Raw genomic sequence first — 20,225 nt, forward strand, 5'->3', positions numbered from 1 at the left:
AGAAAATGGAAATGTGGTTTTCGGAATTTCATACACCGGATGTGAAGCATAGTATCCGGGTAAACCGTCAGCTTTACTCAAAGCAGAGTGACTATCAGAGAATTGATATTTTTGAGACACCGGAATTTGGCAGGGTGCTCACACTGGACGGTAATGTAATGCTCACAGAGCGTGACGAATTTATTTATGACGAAATGATCACTCATGTACCTATGGCTGTTCACAAAGAAGCTAAGGATATTCTTGTGATCGGAGCAGGAGACGGAGGAGTTGTACGTGAACTGACCAGGTATGATCGTGTCAGCCATATTGATCTGGTGGAGATGGATCCTATGGTAGTAGAAGCCTGTCGCGCATATCTTCCGGGAAATGCCTGCAGGCTGGATGACAGGAGAGTGCATCTTCATTATGAAAATGCGTTGAAATATATACGCCGCTGCGAAAATAAATATGATCTTATTATTGTAGATTCCTCGGATCCCTTTGGCCCATCGGAGGGATTATTTACCCGTGAATTTTACGGAAACTGCTATAATGCGCTGAAGGCGGATGGAATTATGGTTAATCAGCAGGGAAGTCCTTTTTATTCCGAAGATGCGCATGCCATGCAGCGCAGTCACAAAAGAATTGCCAGTACTTTCCAGATCAGCCGTGTTTACCAGGCTCACATTCCTACCTTTGCTGCCGGTTACTGGCTGTTTGGCTTTGCAAGTAAGAAATATCATCCGGTGGATGACCTGGATCCGAAGGCATGGAATTCACTGAATCTTCGCACCCGTTACTATACTACAAGGCTTCACAAAGGTGCATTTTATCTTCCGGCTTTTCTTGAGGAAATGCTTCAGGAGGTGGAGGACTGATTTATGATCTTACCAAATATTGAAAATTTTATCGGTTGTGACAGCAGTTTTGAGGAAGCAGAAATTGTTCTTTACGGAGCTCCCTTTGATTCGACCACAAGCTTTCGTCCGGGAGCCAGGTTCGGTCCTTCTGCCATTCGTCATGAAAGCTTTGGACTGGAAACCTACAGCCCTTATCAGGATCGTGACCTTATGGATATCCAGGTATTTGACAGTGGAGATCTGGAGCTTTGCTTCGGCAGCAGTGAAAAGGCGCTTGCTGACATACAGGATCGTGCAGAGGAAATCCTGAAGGAGGGAAAAATGCCGCTGCTCCTGGGGGGAGAGCATTTGGTGACACTGGCTGCTGTGAGAGCTGTCGCCGGGAGATATCCGGAACTTCATATTATTCATTTTGATGCGCATGCAGATTTAAGAGACGATTATCTTGGTGCCCATTTAAGTCATGCGTGTGTTATCCGCAGATGCTATGATATTCTGGGAGATGGACGGATACATCAGTTTTGTATCCGAAGCGGGGAAAGAGAAGAATTCCGGTTTGCAAAAGAGCATACAGATTTTCATCCCTTTACCTTTGAATGCCTGGAAGAAACCGTACAGGAATTGGCCAGGAAGCAGGTTCCGGTATATTTTACCATTGATCTGGACTGTCTGGATCCATCTGTATTTCCGGGAACCGGTACACCGGAGGCAGGAGGCGTAAGCTTCCTTGAATTGCTCGATGCTATCCGGAAGGTATCAGAATTAAATATTGTGGGAGCAGATGTCAATGAGCTGGCACCTATGCTGGATCCAAGCGGTGTTTCCACAGCTACAGCATGTAAGGTGGTCAGGGAACTGCTGCTGGCGTTGGCAAAATAAAAACAGTTACGAGAATTGAGTATAAAAAAGGAGACAAAAAACATGAGCAGAGTACTTGTAATCGGCTGCGGTGGAGTAGCCAGTGTAGCAATTCAGAAGTGTTGTCAGGCAGATACTGTATTTACAGAACTGTGTATAGCAAGCAGGACAAAAGAAAAATGTGATGCACTTGCCCGGAAACTGGAAGGAAAAACAAAAACAGTTATTACCACCGCAAAGGTGGATGCAGATGATGTAAACCAGCTGATCCAGCTGATCAATAGTTACAAACCGGATCTGGTAATGAACATTGCGCTTCCGTACCAAGATCTGACCATCATGGATGCATGTCTGGCATGTGGTGTAAACTATATGGATACGGCAAACTATGAGCCGGAGGATACGGATGATCCCAAATGGCGTGCTATTTACGAAAAACGCTGTAAGGAAGAGGGATTTTCCGCATATTTTGATTATTCCTGGCAGTGGGCATACCGGAAGAAATTTGAAGAGGCAGGACTTACAGCACTTCTTGGCTGCGGCTTTGATCCGGGTGTTACCCAGGCATATTGTGCATATGCATTAAAGCATGAGTTTGACCAGATCGATACCATTGATATTCTGGACTGCAATGGAGGAGACCACGGATATGCATTTGCAACCAACTTTAATCCGGAAATCAATCTTCGTGAGGTAAGTGCGCCCGGAAGCTACTGGGAGAATGGACACTGGGTGGAAATTCCTCCGATGGCAATCAAGAGGGAATATGATTTTGATCAGGTCGGCGATAAAGATATGTATCTTCTGCATCACGAGGAGATTGAGTCCCTTGCCCAGACAATTCCGGGAGTAAAGAGAATCCGTTTCTTTATGACCTTCGGACAGAGCTATCTGGATCACATGCGCTGTCTGGAGGATGTGGGAATGCTTTCTACTACTCCGATCAACTATAACGGACAGGAAATCGTTCCTATCCAGTTTTTGAAGGCTCTTCTCCCGGATCCGGCCAGCCTGGGTCCACGTACTAAGGGAAAAACTAATATTGGCTGCATTTTCACCGGAGTAAAGGATGGAAAAGAGAAAACCTATTATATTTATAATGTTTGTGATCACCAGGAATGTTATAAAGAGGTTGGAAGTCAGGCGATCAGCTATACGACAGGCGTTCCGGCTATGTGCGGAGCATTAATGATGCTTACCGGAAAATGGATCCGCCCGGGAGTGTACACAGTAGAAGAATTTGATCCGGATCCGTTCCTGGAAGCACTTGACAAATATGGACTTCCACGCAGCGAAAATCATGATCCGGAGCTGGTGGATTAATGGAAAGAATAGATACAAGACCACCCTTTGCAGCGTCCGGCGGAGTTATTCCGCCGGAGTTGCGGAAGATCAAAACACCTTGTTATGTTCTCGACGAAGCGGCGCTTATAAAAAATGCAGAATTAATGGGAAATATTGCCAAAAGAACTGGCTGCAAAATGCTGCTGGCACAGAAGGCTTTCAGTAATTATGACTGCTATCATCTTTTGGAACCTTATCTGACAGGAACAGAAGCAAGCGGACTGTACGAAGCCAGGCTTGGTGCCCAGGAGATGCCTGGGAAAGAGGTACATGTATTTTGCGCCGGATATCGTGAGGATGAATTTGAGGAGCTGCTTAGCTTTGCAGATCATATAGTGTTTAACTCACCTTCTCAGCTTCTTCGTTTTGGGAAAAGAGTGAAGGAGGCCGGGAAAAGTGCAGGGCTTCGGATCAATCCGGAATGCTCTACCCAGGAGGGACATGCTATTTATGATCCTTGTGCTCCAGGCAGCCGAATGGGTACCACAAGGGCGCAGTGGGAAACTGCGGTGAGAAAGCATCCGGAGCTGATCAGATTATTGGATGGTATTCATTTTCACACCCTTTGTGAGCAGGACTCTTCTGATCTGGAAACTACTCTTACAGCAGTAAAGACGAAATTCGGAGATCTGATTTCTAAGATGAAATGGCTGAACCTGGGAGGAGGACATCATATTACAAGACCAGGCTATGATATTGCACGGCTTGAGAAGTGCATTAGGGCCGCAAAGGAAGAATGGAAGGTAGATGTTTATCTGGAGCCTGGAGAGGCATGGGCCTTAAATGCAGGATTCTTTTTGACAACTGTTCTGGATGTGCTGCAAAATGGTGATACCCGGCTTGCGATTTTGGATGGAAGTGCTGCCTGTCATATGCCGGATGTTCTGGAAATGCCTTATCGTCCTCCTCTTCTTGGAGCAGATGAACCGGGAGAAAATGCAGTCACAATCCGACTCGGAGGACCAACCTGCCTGTCAGGAGATATCATAGGAGATTACAGCTTTTCAGAGCCGTTGAAGTACGGAGATATCCTCATGTTTGGTGATATGGCCATTTATACAACCTGCAAAAACAATACCTTTAATGGAATGCCTTTGCCTGATATATGGCTGAGACATGGCGATAAAACCATGGAACGTCTTACTGATTTTGGGTATGAAGATTTTAAAGGCAGACTTGGACGCTGCAGGAAATAAGAGCAGTTTTTTTGAAAATCTGACATGATGTAGCTATTGGTGTCATAAATACAGGAAATACTGGGATTATTTCATGTTTCAAAAAGGTGTGGATCTGCATTTGGTTAAGATAATTTGACAGGTTCTTATAAAACAAATAAATTTGATAAAATATGTAAAGTTTTAGTTGGATTTTAAGCATTTTGTGGTACACTGATATAGTATATCAAAAATGGGAGGGAGATTCAAAAATGAGCAAAAACGAAGGAAAAGGGTTAAAGTCTTTTAACAAGGGGTTCCAAGTGCCTGATACCTACATTATCATCTTTTTAGTAGTTGTTGTCGCAGCACTTATGACATTTCTTGTACCAAAGGGATTTTACGAAACACAGGATATTTCATATATGATCAATGGTGTTGAGAAAACCCGTACGGTAATCAAAGACGGAAGTTTCCAGTATCTGACAGATGATACGGGAAATGTAGTAACAGAAGGAGTAGCACTCTTTAGTGGAGATGGTGGAACAGGATTTTTCAACTATATGTATAACGGAATCGTAAATAGTTCTGCAATCGAGATTATTGCATTTCTTATGGTAGTAGGTGGTGCATTTGGTATCATGATCCGTACAGGTGCGATTGAATCTGGATTGATCGGATTGATCCGCAAGTCAAAGGGAGCAGAAAAACTATTGATTCCGGTACTTTTCGTACTGTTTTCTCTTGGTGGAGCAGTTTTCGGGATGGGAGAAGAAGCGCTTCCGTTTACTATGATTCTTTGTCCGTTGTTTGTAGCAGTTGGATATGATTCAGTTATTGCAGTTCTTGTTACTTATGTTGCAACACAGATTGGTTTTGGTTCATCCTGGATGAATCCATTTTCTGTAGGTATCGCACAGGGTATTGCAGGTATTGACGTATTCTCCGGAGCAGGATTCCGTATGGTAATGTGGGTAGTATTTACAGCACTCGGCTGTGGAATGACTATGTTCTATGCATCAAAGATCAAAAAGACTCCGACAATCTCAATCGCATATAAGACTGATTCATATTTCCGTGAGCAGAATGAAAAAACAGGAATTGACGAAGGACATTCATTTGGTCTTGGACACATTTTAGTTCTTCTGACACTGGCTGCTACAGTAGTATGGGTAGTTTGGGGCGTTATGATTCAAGGATACTACATGCCAGAGATTGCTACACAGTTCTTTATTATGGGAATTGTTTCCGGTGTGATCGGAGTTATCTTTAAACTGAATGATATGAAACTGAATGATATCGCAATATCATTCAAAGATGGAGCAAAAGATCTGATTGGTGCTGCACTTGTTGTTGCTATGGCACAGGGTATCATGCAGGTTCTTGGTGGATCTGATCCGACAACACCTACAGTTATCAATACAATTATGTATAATATTTCAAATGCATTGTCTGGAGTTTCCGGAGCAGTTGCAGCAGTACTTATGTATCTGTTCCAGTCTGTATTCAACTTCTTTGTTGTATCCGGAACAGGACAGGCTGCGATCACAATGCCGATTATGGCTCCACTGTCAGACCTGTTAGGTGTTTCACGACAGACAGCTGTAGTTGCATTCCAGCTTGGTGATGCATTTACAAACCTGATTGTTCCTACATCTGGATGTCTGATCGGATCTCTTGCAATTGCAAAGATTGAGTGGTCTAACTGGATTAAATTCATGTGGAAATTCCTTGGCGTCTTAATGATTGGTGCAATCATTACAGTTCTTATTGCAGTTGGAATTGGATTCTAAAACATGCATTGTATAATTTGGAGTGATTTATGATGAAATTAATTCAGAATATTGATATTTATGCTCCACAGCATCTGGGGAAAAAAGACGTACTTATAATCAATGATAAGATTGTTAAGATTAAAGATTCAGGTTCTATATCTGCAGATGGATTTCTTGCGGAGTCAGAAATGATCAATGGAGAGGGGTTACTTTTAACTCCGGGATTCATTGATAGTCATGTTCATGTACTAGGAGGCGGTGGCGAAGGTGGATTCGCCAATCGTACTCCGGAAGCAACTATGGAAGGACTTACGAAGTTTGGAGTAACAACAGTTGTTGGCTGCCTTGGAACAGATGGAATCGGTCGTGATATATGTGCATTGGTTGCAAAGACAAAAGGATTGAATGAGCAGGGAATGTCTGCATACTGTTATACAGGCAGTTATCATATTCCGGTTCGTACGTTGACTGACAGTATTGTGAAAGATATCATGATGATTCAGGAAATCATTGGAACTGGAGAAATCGCGATTTCTGATCATCGGTCTTCACAGCCGACTTTTGAGGAATTTGCACGTGTCGTTGCGGATACAAGACTTGGTGGTGTTCTTTCCGGGAAAGCTGGCATTGTAAATGTTCATCTTGGTGACAGTCCGAGATGCTTAGATCTTATTGAACGAGTGGTAGATGAGACAGAGATACCGACTTCTCAAATACTGCCAACACATATCAATCGAAATGAGATGCTTTTCTGTAAGTCAGTTGAATATGCGCTGAAGGGCGGAGCAGTAGATTTTACCGGAAATGAAGATATTGACTATTGGGAAACTATCTGTGATGAGGTACGTGTATGTAATGGTATCAAACGGATGTTAGATGCAGGAGTAAATCCTGACCGCATGACAATTTCTTCTGATGGACAGGGAAGCCTTCCGATGTACAGCAGTGATGGCGAATTCCTTGGAATGGGTGTTGGACAGTCCAGCTGCCTTCTGAAGGAAGTAAAAGAGTGTGTGTTTAAAGCGGATATCCCGCTGGAAATTGCACTTTCAACAATAACATCCAATCCGGCAGAAATCCTTCGCCTTAATGGAAAAGGAAAGATTGAAGAGGGCTATGATGCGGATCTTTGTATCCTGGATCAGGACCTGCAGCTTGTTGAGGTAATAGCAAGAGGTAAAACAGTGTATACAAGATAGAATCAGAAATATCCGGTATAAGAACAGAAGTGTTCCGTACCGGATATTTTATTAGCATATATTCTAATAGATGGGGGCAAAATAATGCTGACTTATACATATGTTTCAAAGGGAAAATTTGAACTAATGGAAAAACCGAAACCAGTGCTCATGCATGAACGAGATGCCATTGTAAAGGTGACACTGGCCAGCATCTGTTCCAGTGATCTGCATATTAAACACGGAAGTGTACCGCGTGCAGTCCCGGGAATTACAGTTGGCCATGAGATGGTAGGTATTGTTGAGGCAGTCGGTTCTAAGGTGACGCATGTAAAACCGGGAGACCGGGTGACTGTAAATGTAGAAACTTTTTGCGGAGAGTGTTTTTTCTGTAAGAAAGGATATGTAAACAATTGTACCGACAAGAATGGTGGCTGGGCACTTGGCTGTCGTATCGATGGGGGACAGGCAGAATATGTCCGGGTTCCTTTTGCAGATCAGGGATTGAATAAAATCCCGGAAGGTGTTACGGACAGACAGGCTTTACTGGTAGGAGATGTTCTTGCTACTGGTTATTGGGCAGCACGTATTTCTGAAATCACAGAGGAAGATACTGTACTGATCATTGGAGCCGGTCCAACAGGAATATGTACTTTACTTAGTGTTATGCTGAAAAATCCAGCGAAGATCATTATATGTGAAAAGGACGAAACACGTATTCGCTTTATTAAGGAGCATTATCCGGAGACTCTTACTGTTTCACCGGAAGACTGTAAAGAGTTTGTTAAGACTAATAGTGAGCATGGTGGAGCTGATGCAGTCCTTGAAGTTGCCGGAGCAGAATCGACATTTAAACTGGCGTGGGAATGTGCCCGACCAAATGCAATCGTGACAGTGGTTGCGCTTTACGATAAAGCGCAGATGTTACCACTCCCAGATATGTATGGTAAAAATCTCACTTTTAAAACAGGTGGAGTGGATGGCTGCGATTGCGAAGAAATTCTGAAGCTGATATCAGAAGGTAAGATCAACACGGAACCGCTGATTACGCATACATATCCGTTAAACAGGATTGAAGAGGCATATGAATTGTTCGAAAATAAGAGAGATGGTGTGATTAAAGTAGCAGTGGAATGCTGAGAAACAGGTACGGGAGGCTGAACAATAGTGAGTTTATCACAAGTAATTTTACCCGTGATCATAATGCTTATTATTGGGATAATCTGCAGAGAGAAAAAACTGATCCGCCCAGAGGGAATTGAAGGACTTCAGGCATTGGTTATGAATTTTACACTTCTAATCTCATTGTTTTATACTTTTTATCGGGCAAGTATTAAAGCAGATACTGTGATATTTCCAGTTACCTTCTTCGGAGTGACCGCAGGTGGGATTTTTGCAGGAAGGCTGCTTTGTAAACTTGTAAAAGAAAAGGATATCTATTTTCCCTTTACACTGACAGGATATGAGGCTGGAATGCTGGGATATGCTTTGTTTGGTATTCTGCTTGGAAATGATAAGATCACGCAATAACTTGCTTAATCTTGCCCCATTTTGCCAAGATGGCAGCTAAAACACACATTTCACAAATCCCCGAAATCCATTGCAAAACAGGGCATTTCCGGGCAAATCAAGGAGAAATAAAACAATGATAAAAATATTTTTCATCTGCCACGGCAGAACTCCATGACTACTCGCAATCCTCGGAATAATGGGGCAAACTGGGGCATAATTTGGCGTCCGCCGGGGGTGAGACTACCAGGAGACTACAAATAAACGACTTTAAATTCGGGAATGTAGGGGCAATCGTTAATCGGGTATATATTGTATGCACCCCTTGCTGATAATCGTTAATCGGGTTCTACCAGGTGACTACTACACTTCAAAATTAAAAGTTTTCTTTCCATAATATATGGATTTGTTCTCTTGCACCGCCCATGTGGAGACTGTGTGCCTTTTGGGCAAACGAAAACCAGATGCCAAGGTAAAAATAGGCATTGATATGGATGATTATTACCGTATCAGGGAGAATGCTGAAAGCAAATAAACCTTTACAAAACTGAATAATACACTGAAACAAAGCAAGACAGAAGCTGTTGATGCGTTAGAAGATAACGTGTCAGCGGCTTTTTCTTTTTATCTGAAAATCTATTAGTCAAATTTGAAAGGAGTCAATTCTATGGCAAAGAAAAATGTAAGAAATATGAAGGTTTGTGGACAGAGCGGTTATAAATATGAGACAGTTCCGGCAATTACATTAAAAGGAAAATGGCTGGAAGAACTGGGATTTCATCTTGGAGATTATGTGCGGGTGAAATGTGAAAATGGTCAGCTGATTATCACGCCGGATGTGAATCTGCTGACTATCGGGATGGTGAACGATATGTTTGTGGAGAGCCGGAACGATGAGTATAAGGGATGGAGACAGGTTGCCACACAGGAGGATTTTGACAGGTTTTGATTTGATGAAATGTGGTGACAGGATGATTCAGAAAGGGTATAATGGGTTTATCAAAATTTAACGCTTGAGAAAAGAGGAGTAAACATGGCAAAGAAAGAAGAAAGATTTGAAGTTATATTTAAAGACGGAAGTATGCTTAAAGATGAAGGAATTCGTCAAATTCTTGTAGATAAGGAGACTGGGGTTAACTACCTTTGTTGGAACTCCGGACTTGGAGCCAGTATTACACCTCTTCTGGATTCTGAAGGAAAAGTCATAGTTACAAAGCAAATTTAAGTTTGGAGAATTGAGAAAATCGTGAGCTGTTGAATGAATTTTTGAGGATTACCGAGGAAACAGTATGAAAAAATGTAAATATTGTGGAAAAAAATTAAATGACAATTTTGAGTTTTGTAACAGCAAATGTGAAAATTGTTATGAAAAGATGGTGGATAAAGACAGCCATAAAATCAAGTATTTTATATTAGGCATTATTTTGGGCTTCTTAGTTATGTTTTATGGCATTATTTCTAACAATAATGTCTTAATAGGAATTGGAATTATAGTAATGGGTATAGATGTTGTTTTATTGCCATTTACAACTCCCGAAACAATAAATTTTCTAGGATATAAAAAGTCGAAATTTGCAGGAAGAATATCAGGTATATTGCTTATAGTAGTTGGAGTATGGATGTGGTTTATTCAATGATAAATCCCAGCCTGCAAAGTTGAAAATAAATTGAAAGTCACGAAATCGGAGGAGTTAATGATTATGTGGAATGAATTAGGCATAAGTGGAGGAACCGCAATTGTTATTTTGATCGCACTGTATTTCGTTATCAAATGGGCAGTGAAAAATGGTATCAAAGAAGCCTACAGCGCCATCACTGGAAAGAAAACTGATGAAGATGTCAGAAACGAAAAAGAACTGAAAGAACTCGGATTTGAGTTAGAAGATAAATAAAAATTTTCAGGTGGTGTTTCTATGAAGAAAAAAGTACTTGCAATTATGTTAGTTACGGTATCAATAATGTTGATTTCGACGTGCGGGAAAAAAGAAAAACTGTACGAAATTCTTGATCTGTCGCAGTATAAGACAGATTATGTAGGAGATTCTTCGAATGTTATAAATATTGTAAGTAGTCAAGAGTATCCGGAGGGATATTCATATGACAGTATAGAGATACAGTCTGAAACAGAGCCTTATGGATTAACCGTTTTTCTAAAAGATGAGCCGTCTGCATCCAGGATTGAAGATGAATTGCAGGTTAATGCAGATATGACATTTAACTTGATTGGTAATTTGGGAACACTTGATTATAGAATTGCAGACAGCAAAGAAATCATTGCATCGTATGAACGGTAGAGAGATTGTTCTACAACTTTCAGTTCTATTGATTTAATAAAAGAAGATATGGAAAGCATTTGTTAGGAATGGCAGATGCTTTTTTTGTGCCCGGAGTGATCCGGGTATTTTTGTGCCTTTTTTTATGGGATTTAGGGGGTGAGCCGTATGGCAGGGAACAGAATCAGGGGGATCACTGTCGAGATTGGCGGCGATACCACAAAATTGCAGACTGCCCTGAAAGGGGTTAATACGGAAATTAGGAATACGCAGAGCCAGCTGAAAGATGTGGAGAAGCTTCTGAAGCTGGATCCGGGGAATACGGAGCTGATCGCGCAGAAGCACAGACTGCTGGCACAGGCGGTTTCTGAAACAAGGGAAAAGCTGGAGACTTTGAAGACTGCACAGCAGCAGGCGGATGAGGCATTGCGGAACGGAACGATTTCCCAGGACCAGTATGATGCCCTGCAGAGGGAGATCATTGAGACGGAACAGAGACTGCGGAGTCTGGAAGAGCAGGCGAACCAGTCTGCGACTGCCCTGCAGAAAATCGGGGCAACCGGTGAAAAGCTGCAGACGGTTGGAAACAAGATTTCTTCTGTTGGGCAGAAGCTGCTTCCTGTGACGGGAGTGGTGACAGGGCTTGGAACGGCGGCGGTGAAAACTGCCGCTGATTTTGACTCTGCGATGAGTAAGGTGGCGGCTGTGTCTGGGGCAACGGGATCGAATTTTGATAGCCTCCGGGATAAGGCCAGGGAGATGGGTGCCAAAACGAAGTTCTCTGCGACTGAGGCGGCAGATGCCATGAACTATATGGCAATGGCCGGATGGAAGACGGAGGATATGCTGTCCGGTATTGAGGGTGTTATGTATCTGGCTGCGGCATCCGGGGAAGACCTGGCAACGACTTCTGATATTGTGACGGATGCGCTGACGGCTTTTGGGCTGACTGCAGCGGATTCGGGACATTTTGCGGATGTGTTGGCGGCTGCTTCCAGTAATGCCAATACCAATGTGTCCATGATGGGCGAGACGTTCAAGTATTGTGCGCCGGTTGCGGGGGCGCTGGGATTTTCGGTTGAGGATACGGCAGAAGCAATCGGTCTGATGGGCAATGCCGGTATCAAGGCTTCCCAGGCCGGTACTTCCATGCGTTCCATCATGACGAACCTGACCGGGGATGTGAAGCTGTCAGGGTATGCGAAGAAGGATAAGATCAGTGTGCAGTATTTTGATGTGGAGACAGCGGAACTGAAACTGGCAGAGATGTATGTGACGGGGTATAAGGCGAAGCTGAAAAAGGATACCAGTTATAAGGGATTGTGGACGGTTAGTTTTACGTTGAAGGAGATGTAGGGAGATGGTATAATGGGAGCATCAAATCGGAATTTATAAAGGAGAATATTGATGAAACTATTTTTATGTTCGCATTTTTCAAGTGTAGGAAGTCTGATAAAGGAAGAAATTGAAAATAAGAAAGTCGCATTTATTCCAACAGCTTCGCTGCGTGAAGGCTACACCGGTTATGTCGGCTCGGCTCGAAAATTATTCAAAAAGTTGGGAGCAATCGTAACTGAAATTGATATTTCAACGGAGGCTTATTCAACGATACAGTCTGTTTTTGAAGATGCAGATGTGATATATTTTACCGGCGGAAATTCTTTTTTTCTTATGGACCGACTCCGTAAAACGGGAACTGATGGGCTGCTGAAAAAGGAATTGGCAAATGGAAAATTGATGATCGGCGAGTCGGCAGGCGCAATTATATGCGCTCCAAGCATCCAATATATCCAGCAGATGGATGAAAAGCCGGAGGACTACTCACAAGAAGATGATGCAGGGCTTGATTTGATTGATTTCTATGTTCTTCCGCATTATCTTACAGCACCATTTAAGAAAGTTACCGAGAAAATAATGACTGAGTTTTCGGATTTGAATCTATGCCCAATTAACAACCGTCAGGGAATTGTAATTGACGGTGAAGGTTCAAAGGTTATTTGCAAAGACTAATTTGAAAATTCCAGTTTACAGAACTGAATCAAAAGAGCTCGAAGGAGCTCTTTTTCCTTTTTTATAATAGTATCATTATGGTATAATAGAGACATTAAAATCGGAATTTCAGGAGGTGTTTTTATGCCACAAATGAATAAGGGAGGAAAATTTATTTTCGGGAAATCACTCATTCGGACGGATGGAACATTGCGGATTCCACCGCAGGCAATGGAAGAATATCACATTGCAGATGAAGGAAAAGTATATCTTTTTACCGGAAGTAAGATTACCGGTGGCTTCTGCGTCACCCGGAAAGGCCTTTTGCATCCGTCAAAACTTGGTCACATTTTGGACGATACTCCACCGTTGCTTGACTACTCAGCAGGTTCTGGCGAATTTATCAAATACAAGGGGCGTTCCTACTGCTGGGTAGAGATTTCACAGGAGGGGCAAATTCTTCTTACGAAGAAAATGATGGATTTTTTGAAGGTGAGACCCGGAATGGAGCTGCCCTCTATCCGTAGTAGCGACATCGCGTTTACGATGGGAGCTAAAGGACCGCTATTGGAAAAAGCAGAAAACTATGATGGTGAAATTCCGCTTTTTTAAGTGTAACAATTTGAATTTGTGGAGGATAACTATTGTGGATAAAACAGTTATTTATATACATGGAAAAGGTGGTAATGCTGAAGAAGCTATTCATTACAAACCGCTCTTTAGTAATTGTGATGTGATTGGTCTCGACTATACTGCACAGTTTCCATGGGAAGCAAAAGAAGAATTTCCATTACTTTTTAATTCAATTTATAGAAACTACAAGACGGTTGAAGTAATTGCCAATAGCATTGGAGCGTATTTTGCTATCAATGCCTTATCAAATCAGCAAATAGAGAAAGCATATTTTATTTCGCCCGTTGTAGATATGGAAAGGCTTATTGCTGATATGATGATTTGGGCAAATGTTACAGAGGATGAACTCAAAGAGAAAAAAGAAATTCAGACAACCTTTGGAGAGACTCTTTCATGGGATTATCTTTGCTATGCAAGAGAAAATCCTATTATATGGGAAATCCCAACGCACATTTTGTATGGTGAAAAAGATAATCTTACCGCTTATGGAACGATATTTGAATTTGTACAGAGGACTAATTCAACATTTTCTATTATGAAAAATGGAGAGCATTGGTTTCATACGGATGAACAAATGAAATTTCTTGATGAATGGATAATAAAATCTTCCAAATAAATTCCAGCTTGCAGGGAAGTTGGTTATCACGGAGATGAAGAGAAATGGATGAGAGGAAAGCGTATTGGTTTGAACAGCCATATATGCCGCGGATGAAAAATATTGCGGTGGCTCCTGTTATTCTGGAAGATGGAAGGCTGTCCTTCTGTGTTCCGGGGGATGATGGTCCTCCGTGGTCAGGGGTGTGGAACCTGACAGGAAAGGTTGTTCTGGACGGGGATGATTATTTTGAGTTCCAGTGTGATGATGAAGTGATGCACAGACGAGGCGGAACATACAAGTTTTGTGCATTGGATATTGCTACATTCAGACGGGAAACCTGCCGGTAGATATCACAGGGAGAAGAAATTGCAGACTGCTGTAAAACAACAGAAGAACTGCATGAATGGTACCTGAAACACTGGACTTACAACAGATAGGATGATTATATTTACGAAGGCATCAGTCACCTGGTTGGCTGGTGCCTTTTTCGTGGGGAAATGGAGGTGGCGGGATGTATCCGGTGTCGGATGGGTTTCTGAGGGCTGTGAAGAGCAATACAAGAAAATATTACTGGACGGGTACGATCGTTACCAAAGGCGGAATGACGTATGAGCTCGGGGCGAAGGAGATTGTGAAGGGTTCCGGATATATTTCCAGGCAGTGCTGCGGGAGTACGGAGATTGAACTGGGGACGGTGTATGCGGCGGAGATGGGGATCACACTTCTGAGTGATATTGACAGGTATACGCTGGAGGATGCACTGGTGACGCTGGTGTTTCATCTGGTGCTGGCGGATGGTTCGGTGGAAGATGTGCCGATGGGAGTTTTTGAGGTCAGTGAGGCGAACCGTCTGGCGAAGTGCCTGGAACTGAAGGCGTATGATTTTATGCTGCGGTTTGATAAGAGTTTCAACGGATTTGAGACTGTGGGGACTGCTTATGATTTTATTACTTTGTGCTGTAAGCGGTGTAAAGTGGAGTTTGCGAATAAGAGGGCGGAGATTGATGCCATGCCGAATGGCGGGGTGACGCTTTCTGTTTATACTGAAAATGATATTGAGACCTGCCGGGACGTGCTGTTTTATGTGGCACAGGTTCTGGGAGGTTTCTTTATTATCAACAGGGAGGGAAAACTGGAACTGAGAAAGTACGGGAAGGATCCTGTGATGAAGGTGGAGCAGAGACACCGTTTTTCTTCCAGTTTTTCGGATTTTATTACCAGATACACGGCAGTGAGTTCCACCAACAAGCAGACGCAGATTGCAGAGTATTATGCTCTGGATCCGGATAACGGGCTGACCATGAATCTGGGTGTGAACCCACTTCTGCAGTTTGGACTGGCAGAGACCAGAGAGATGTTGTGCAGGAATATATTGACGGATCTGTCAGTGATCAACTATGTACCTTTTGATTCGGATACAATCGGGAACCCTGCCCTGGATCCGGGGGATGTGCTGACATTTGCAGGAGGACAGGCGGATGAGGGACAGATCACCTGCATCACTTCCATCAGACAGAAGATCGGGGGAAAGCAGAGCCTGAAATGTGTGGGGAAGAACCCGAGGCTGGCTCAGGCAAAGTCAAGAAATGACAAGAATATTTCGGGACTGCTGAATCAGATTGAAGACAATGCGAAGACCGGGAAGATCGGGATCCATATGTTTACCAATGCTTCCGCGCATGAGATCGGGCAGACGAAGGTGAAGCTGATCAGTATCCAGTTTGCTTCTTCTGAGGAAAACCATATGCAGTTTTTTGCACAGGTTGTTGTGGATGTGGCTGCGGATCCGGTGGAACGGTCTGCGGAGGCTTCCGGGACTGTGGTGATTCCATTTCCGGGCGGAAGCGGCAGTGGAACTGGAAGTGGTACGGGTGGTTCTGATGGAACCGGGGAGACATCGGATGCAGGAAGTTCTGAAAATGATGCGGCAGGGAATGAAGTTGGAAATACTTCCGGGGATGAGAATACAGGGAGTACGGATGATGTCGCTGGTGGCTCGGATTCCGGATCCGGAACCGGGAGTGGTTCGGAGGTTTCTGTGGATGTGAGCCTGCCGGTGAAGTGGCAGGAAGACGGACAGGCGGTCTGTCATGTGGTCTTTGAATTTAATAACGAGGAGATCGTGGAGCATTGTCCGGTGGAGACCTGGCATTCAGGGAAACATATTTTGTCGCTGTATTATCCCATTGAGAAGATTGTTGCCAATTATACGAATACATTCAATGTGTATCTCTGGATGGAGAATGGCAGCGGGACCGTTGATGTGGGAGACTGCATTGCCTCTGTCAGCGGACAGGCAATGGCGGCAGGGGAAACCTAGGACGGAAAGCTTGAGGTGGAAGATTATACCACGAGATTTGCCATTGGCGGAGGACTGGATGTGAATGGTTTCCGGGAATCGCTGTCCATGCAGATGAAGGAGACGGTGAACAGAGGATTTGAAGTGTATTTTGCTGAGAGAGCGGGAATCAGCGGTTTCTGCAGGCCGGTAGAAATGGAGGGTGTGTGATGAAGTTGAAAGGTGAAATGGTCATTGAACTGACCGATACGAATACGGGTGCGGTGGAGACAGTTCAGGAGACGAACATGATCACGGAGGCAGTGAACAATATTCTGGGGCTGAATCCCATGGGGATTTATCTGAAAGCCAGCGGGGAGTATGACAATTCTGTTTTGTGGAACGGGACGCTGCTTCCCATCTGCCCGAACATGATCGGGGGGATCCTGCTGTTTCCGGCAGTGCTGGAAGAAAAGGCGGATCATATTTACGAGCAGGGGAAGAACCTGCCGGTGGCTTATGCTTCCAACAATGTTAATTCCGGTTCCAATGTGGCGAGGGGAAGCCTGAACCAGACGGAGAGCAAGAAGCTGGACAATGGATATAAGTTTGTGTGGGAGTTTACTCCCAGCCAGGGGAATGGAAATATTGCAGCGGTGGCACTGACCAGTGCACTGGGCGGGCAGAATGCTTTTGGCAGTGCGGCAGGGGATGCCAGCACGTTCCTGCTTCTGAAAAAGGTGGATATCGGGGATATCCCGAAGGCAAAGCAGATGACACTGTTTGAGGCAGTGGAGCTGGATTTTGAAAAGAACCTGCTGTATTCCATCACCTTTGGGACTTCCAGTGTGACCATTACGAAGATCCGGATCCCGGTGTTTAACATCGGGCTGAATGAGAAGCTGGATGATACCACGTATACCGTACTGGAGGAGCAGACACTGACAACGGAAAGCTTTACGTTCCTGGGGGATTATACAAAGTACGGGGAGTTTATGGACGGGCATGACGGATACTGGTATGGATTTTCCAATGAGCCGAATTCTTCCGGGGATGCGAAGATGGTATGGATCCGGATCTCCAAAAAGGATTATTCCTTTACGGAGGGAAGCTGGACACTGTCCAAGGCGAAGCTTTCGGAAGTGGGCACAAGGGCAAAGGACGGTTCCTATCCGGAACGGAATGTAAAATGCTGTGTGAGGAAGGGGTATCTGTATGTGCCTTCTTATGATAAGAAGGGAGTTTATAAGATCAATACTGCAAATTCAGCGGATGTGACACTGATCCCGCTGGGCTTTACTTCCAAGCTGAAATCCCTTGGGGAGGCTGGTTCCTGTGAGGTGTATATGACACTTCTCGGGGACATGATCGTGGCAGGGGATTTCCAGATCACGGCGGATGACAGGGTGATCAAGACGCAGGGGAGCGCAAGGTTTGAAGCCATGGCAACGCCTTTGTTCCAGTATAAGAACTTTGTGTTTATGTGGGGCGGCAGTTACGGGAAGGAGCACAGGTGTGCTTATCTTCTGACGCCTTATCTGGCAAGTATCAATAATCTTTCGTCAGCGGTGGTGAAGAATACGGACAAAACGATGAAGATCACGTATACGCTGACGGAGGAAATAATGTAGGTCTTTCTGCCGAAAGGCATGGAGATAGAAAACTTATTTACGGCAGTTCTCAGAAATGGGGGCTGCTTTTTTCATGGGAGGAGGATTCTGGCATGAAGGAATTTTGGAACTTTATTCAGATGGTTTTTATGGCTGTAGGCGGATGGCTGGGCTGGTTTATGGGAGGCTGTGACGGGCTTCTGTATGCCCTGATCGCTTTTGTAGTGATCGATTACCTGACCGGGGTGATGTGTGCTTTTGCGGACCATACGCTTTCCAGTGAGGTGGGATTCCGGGGAATCTGCAGGAAGGTGCTGATCTTTCTGCTGGTGGGAATGGCCAATATTTTGGATGTGGCTGTGATCGGGAACGGATCCGTGCTGAGGACAGCGGTGATCTTTTTCTATATTTCCAATGAGGGTGTGAGCTTGCTGGAGAATGCAGGACATCTGGGGCTGCCGATCCCGCAGAAGATGAAAGATGTGTTGGAACAGCTGCATGACAGAGGGAAAGGAAGTGATGGGGAATGAGACTGGTTGAAAGTTTTCTGACTAAGAATCCCTGCTATACTGCAGGGAGAAAAATTACTGTAAAAGGCCTGATGCTTCACTCGGTTGGATGTCCGCAGCCGAGAGCACAGGTTTTTCTTGATTCCTGGAATCACACTTCTTTTGGAAGTGCATGTGTGCATGGTTTTATTGATGGAAATGATGGAACGGTGTATCAGGCATTGCCATGGAACCACAGGGGATGGCACTGTGGCTCCGGTAGTAAGGGAAGTGGAAATAATACGCATATTGGTGTGGAGATGTGTGAGCCTGCCTGCATCCGGTACACAAGCGGATCTGGTTTTACCTGCTCCGATCTGGCGAAGGCAAGGGCATCGGCAGTGCGGACGTATGAAGTAGCGGTGGAATTGTTTGCCATGCTTTGTAAGAAGTTTGGTCTGGATCCGCTGGCAGATGGTGTGGTGATTTCCCATAGAGAGGGACACGCAAGGGGAATTGCTACAAATCATGGAGATCCGGAGCATCTGTGGAAAGGTCTGGGACTGCCTTATACGATGGATGGATTCAGGAAAGCTGTGAAGGCTGCTATGTCTGGGAAAGCTGAAGGGACGCAGGCTTCTGTGTTTCTGGGGATTTCCGATGAGAAGGCAGCGGAGCGGATTGGAGTGCTGTGTGCAGAGGATATGAAAACCAGTGGGATTCTGGCTTCGGTGTCTGCGGCGCAGTTTATTCTGGAATCGGGTTATGGCAGGACGGAACTGGCGCAGAAGGCAAATAACTGTTTTGGGATGAAGTGCGTGTTGTCTGGGAATACTTGGAATGGAAGTATCTGGGATGGAACCAATAAGTACCGGAAGAAGACGCAGGAGGATGATGGAACCGGAAAGCTGTACACGGTGACTGCGGATTTCCGGAAGTATGTCTGTGTGGAGCAGTCTATTGCGGATCATTCTGCTTATCTGCTGGGCGCAATGAATGGGAAGAAAAAGAGATATGCGGGACTGGCCGGGGAGAAGGATTACCGGAAGGCTGTCCGGATCATTAAGGATGGCGGCTATGCAACGGACAGTTTTTATGTACAGAAGATCTGTGCCATCATTGAGAAGTATGGGCTGACACGGTTTGATGGCGTGAAGGTGGAGAAAAAGGTCTGGTACCGGGTGAGAAAAGACTGGAAGGATGCTAGAAGTCAGGCAGGAGCATTTCAGGTGCTGGACAATGCAAAGAAATGTGCAGACGAGCATCCGGGATTTTCGGTGTTTGATGAGAATGGAAAGGCAGTGTACAGTTCCGTGGATAAGAAGCAGGAAGAGGTGTTTCGTCCGTATCTGGTTCGTGTGGAGATTTCGGATCTGAATATCCGGAAGAAGCCGGGAACGGATCAGGAGAAGGTTGGAAAATATACGGGTGTTGGCTGTTTTACTATTGTTGCTGAGGCTGACGGTGTCGGAGCATCAAAGTGGGGGCTGCTGAAAGCGTATGAGAAAGAGCGGAATGGGTGGATCTCGCTGGATTTTGTGACAAGAATATAATAGTGAGTGATGAGGCTTTGCATTGCGGCGGTGGTCGTGGTGTGAAGCCTTTTTTTGTTAGGGCAAAGCCCTGTTTGCCATTGTGGAGTTTTTGGTCGCTTTCAATATAACATCCGGAATCGAGGTATCTTTTTTTTCTGCAA

21 protein-coding genes and 2 pseudogenes are annotated in these 20,225 nt (G+C 44.4%); all 23 read left to right on the plus strand.

The window, feature by feature from the left end; genetic code table 11:
• Window positions 1–5: 5 nt before the first annotated feature.
• The 23 genes and pseudogenes from speE to LKD46_RS02475 all read left to right on the plus strand — a co-directional run bounded on the left by speE (window position 6) and on the right by LKD46_RS02475 (window position 20,082).
• Window positions 6–860 (plus strand): polyamine aminopropyltransferase, encoded by an 855-nt coding sequence (speE, locus tag LKD46_RS02370; protein ID WP_118513292.1) that lies wholly within the window; start codon window positions 6–8, stop codon window positions 858–860.
• Window positions 861–863: 3 nt separating this feature from the next.
• A complete protein-coding gene (gene speB / locus LKD46_RS02375; protein WP_118624503.1) occupies window positions 864–1,721 on the plus strand; it encodes an agmatinase in 858 nt (285 codons plus the stop codon).
• A 42-nt stretch (window positions 1,722–1,763) separates the two neighbouring features.
• On the plus strand, window positions 1,764–3,023 hold the full coding sequence (locus LKD46_RS02380; RefSeq protein WP_118624505.1) for a saccharopine dehydrogenase family protein: 1,260 nt from the start codon (window positions 1,764–1,766) through the stop codon (window positions 3,021–3,023).
• The gene (locus tag LKD46_RS02385) at window positions 3,023–4,240 is read left to right on the plus strand and encodes a carboxynorspermidine decarboxylase (protein WP_227573754.1); all 1,218 of its coding nucleotides are present in this window, start codon (window positions 3,023–3,025) and stop codon (window positions 4,238–4,240) included. Before LKD46_RS02380 ends, LKD46_RS02385 begins: the two co-directional genes overlap by 1 nt.
• Window positions 4,241–4,470: 230 nt before the next feature.
• The gene (yfcC, locus tag LKD46_RS02390; protein WP_118513288.1) at window positions 4,471–5,991 is read left to right on the plus strand and encodes a putative basic amino acid antiporter YfcC; all 1,521 of its coding nucleotides are present in this window, start codon (window positions 4,471–4,473) and stop codon (window positions 5,989–5,991) included.
• Window positions 5,992–6,023: 32 nt separating this feature from the next.
• Window positions 6,024–7,172, plus strand: coding sequence for a beta-aspartyl-peptidase (gene iadA, locus LKD46_RS02395; RefSeq protein ID WP_118513287.1), 1,149 nt, complete (start codon window positions 6,024–6,026; stop codon window positions 7,170–7,172).
• An 84-nt stretch (window positions 7,173–7,256) separates the two neighbouring features.
• Window positions 7,257–8,291 (plus strand): alcohol dehydrogenase, encoded by a 1,035-nt coding sequence (locus LKD46_RS02400; RefSeq protein WP_227573755.1) that lies wholly within the window; start codon window positions 7,257–7,259, stop codon window positions 8,289–8,291.
• Between the two features lie 27 nt (window positions 8,292–8,318).
• Entirely contained in the window at window positions 8,319–8,681 is a 363-nt protein-coding gene (locus tag LKD46_RS02405) for an AEC family transporter (RefSeq protein WP_110102986.1), read from the plus strand.
• 670 nt (window positions 8,682–9,351) lie between these two features.
• Window positions 9,352–9,483: pseudogene (locus LKD46_RS16705) on the plus strand (SymE family type I addiction module toxin); the annotation flags it as partial.
• 210 nt (window positions 9,484–9,693) lie between these two features.
• Window positions 9,694–9,885 carry a DUF6440 family protein gene (locus tag LKD46_RS02415; protein ID WP_110102984.1) on the plus strand — a complete coding sequence of 64 codons (192 nt, stop codon included), beginning with the start codon at window positions 9,694–9,696 and terminating at the stop codon, window positions 9,883–9,885.
• A gap of 64 nt (window positions 9,886–9,949) precedes the next feature.
• On the plus strand, window positions 9,950–10,297 hold the full coding sequence (locus tag LKD46_RS02420) for a DUF2116 family Zn-ribbon domain-containing protein (RefSeq protein ID WP_110102983.1): 348 nt from the start codon (window positions 9,950–9,952) through the stop codon (window positions 10,295–10,297).
• A 63-nt stretch (window positions 10,298–10,360) separates the two neighbouring features.
• Window positions 10,361–10,552, plus strand: coding sequence for a DUF6019 family protein (locus LKD46_RS02425; RefSeq protein ID WP_110102982.1), 192 nt, complete (start codon window positions 10,361–10,363; stop codon window positions 10,550–10,552).
• Window positions 10,553–10,573: 21 nt separating this feature from the next.
• On the plus strand, window positions 10,574–10,954 hold the full coding sequence (locus tag LKD46_RS02430; protein ID WP_110102981.1) for a DUF4825 domain-containing protein: 381 nt from the start codon (window positions 10,574–10,576) through the stop codon (window positions 10,952–10,954).
• 147 nt (window positions 10,955–11,101) lie between these two features.
• Window positions 11,102–12,136: pseudogene (locus LKD46_RS02435) on the plus strand (phage tail tape measure protein); the annotation flags it as partial.
• Between the two features lie 204 nt (window positions 12,137–12,340).
• Complete coding sequence (locus LKD46_RS02440) at window positions 12,341–12,943, plus strand: Type 1 glutamine amidotransferase-like domain-containing protein (RefSeq protein ID WP_021651673.1); 603 nt, start codon at window positions 12,341–12,343, stop codon at window positions 12,941–12,943.
• Window positions 12,944–13,066: 123 nt separating this feature from the next.
• A complete protein-coding gene (locus LKD46_RS02445; RefSeq protein WP_110102348.1) occupies window positions 13,067–13,534 on the plus strand; it encodes a hypothetical protein in 468 nt (155 codons plus the stop codon).
• A gap of 34 nt (window positions 13,535–13,568) precedes the next feature.
• The gene (locus LKD46_RS02450; RefSeq protein ID WP_110102471.1) at window positions 13,569–14,171 is read left to right on the plus strand and encodes an alpha/beta hydrolase; all 603 of its coding nucleotides are present in this window, start codon (window positions 13,569–13,571) and stop codon (window positions 14,169–14,171) included.
• Between the two features lie 44 nt (window positions 14,172–14,215).
• Complete coding sequence (locus tag LKD46_RS02455) at window positions 14,216–14,500, plus strand: hypothetical protein (RefSeq protein WP_021651675.1); 285 nt, start codon at window positions 14,216–14,218, stop codon at window positions 14,498–14,500.
• Window positions 14,501–14,664: 164 nt separating this feature from the next.
• Window positions 14,665–16,473 (plus strand): hypothetical protein, encoded by a 1,809-nt coding sequence (locus LKD46_RS02460; protein WP_331465931.1) that lies wholly within the window; start codon window positions 14,665–14,667, stop codon window positions 16,471–16,473.
• Between the two features lie 15 nt (window positions 16,474–16,488).
• Window positions 16,489–16,662 (plus strand): hypothetical protein, encoded by a 174-nt coding sequence (locus LKD46_RS16890; RefSeq protein WP_244094845.1) that lies wholly within the window; start codon window positions 16,489–16,491, stop codon window positions 16,660–16,662.
• Complete coding sequence (locus tag LKD46_RS02465) at window positions 16,662–18,062, plus strand: hypothetical protein (RefSeq protein ID WP_021650472.1); 1,401 nt, start codon at window positions 16,662–16,664, stop codon at window positions 18,060–18,062. The genes LKD46_RS16890 and LKD46_RS02465 overlap by 1 nt, the downstream gene beginning before the upstream one ends.
• 92 nt (window positions 18,063–18,154) lie before the next feature.
• On the plus strand, window positions 18,155–18,571 hold the full coding sequence (locus LKD46_RS02470) for a phage holin family protein (RefSeq protein WP_021650473.1): 417 nt from the start codon (window positions 18,155–18,157) through the stop codon (window positions 18,569–18,571).
• Window positions 18,568–20,082: a glucosaminidase domain-containing protein gene (locus tag LKD46_RS02475; RefSeq protein ID WP_110102350.1), complete on the plus strand. Its 1,515-nt coding sequence runs from the start codon at window positions 18,568–18,570 to the stop codon at window positions 20,080–20,082. The genes LKD46_RS02470 and LKD46_RS02475 overlap by 4 nt, the downstream gene beginning before the upstream one ends.
• Window positions 20,083–20,225: the final 143 nt, after the last annotated feature.

Source organism: Blautia fusiformis (assembly GCF_020686995.1).
GTDB classification, from domain to species: domain Bacteria; phylum Bacillota; class Clostridia; order Lachnospirales; family Lachnospiraceae; genus Blautia_A; species Blautia_A fusiformis.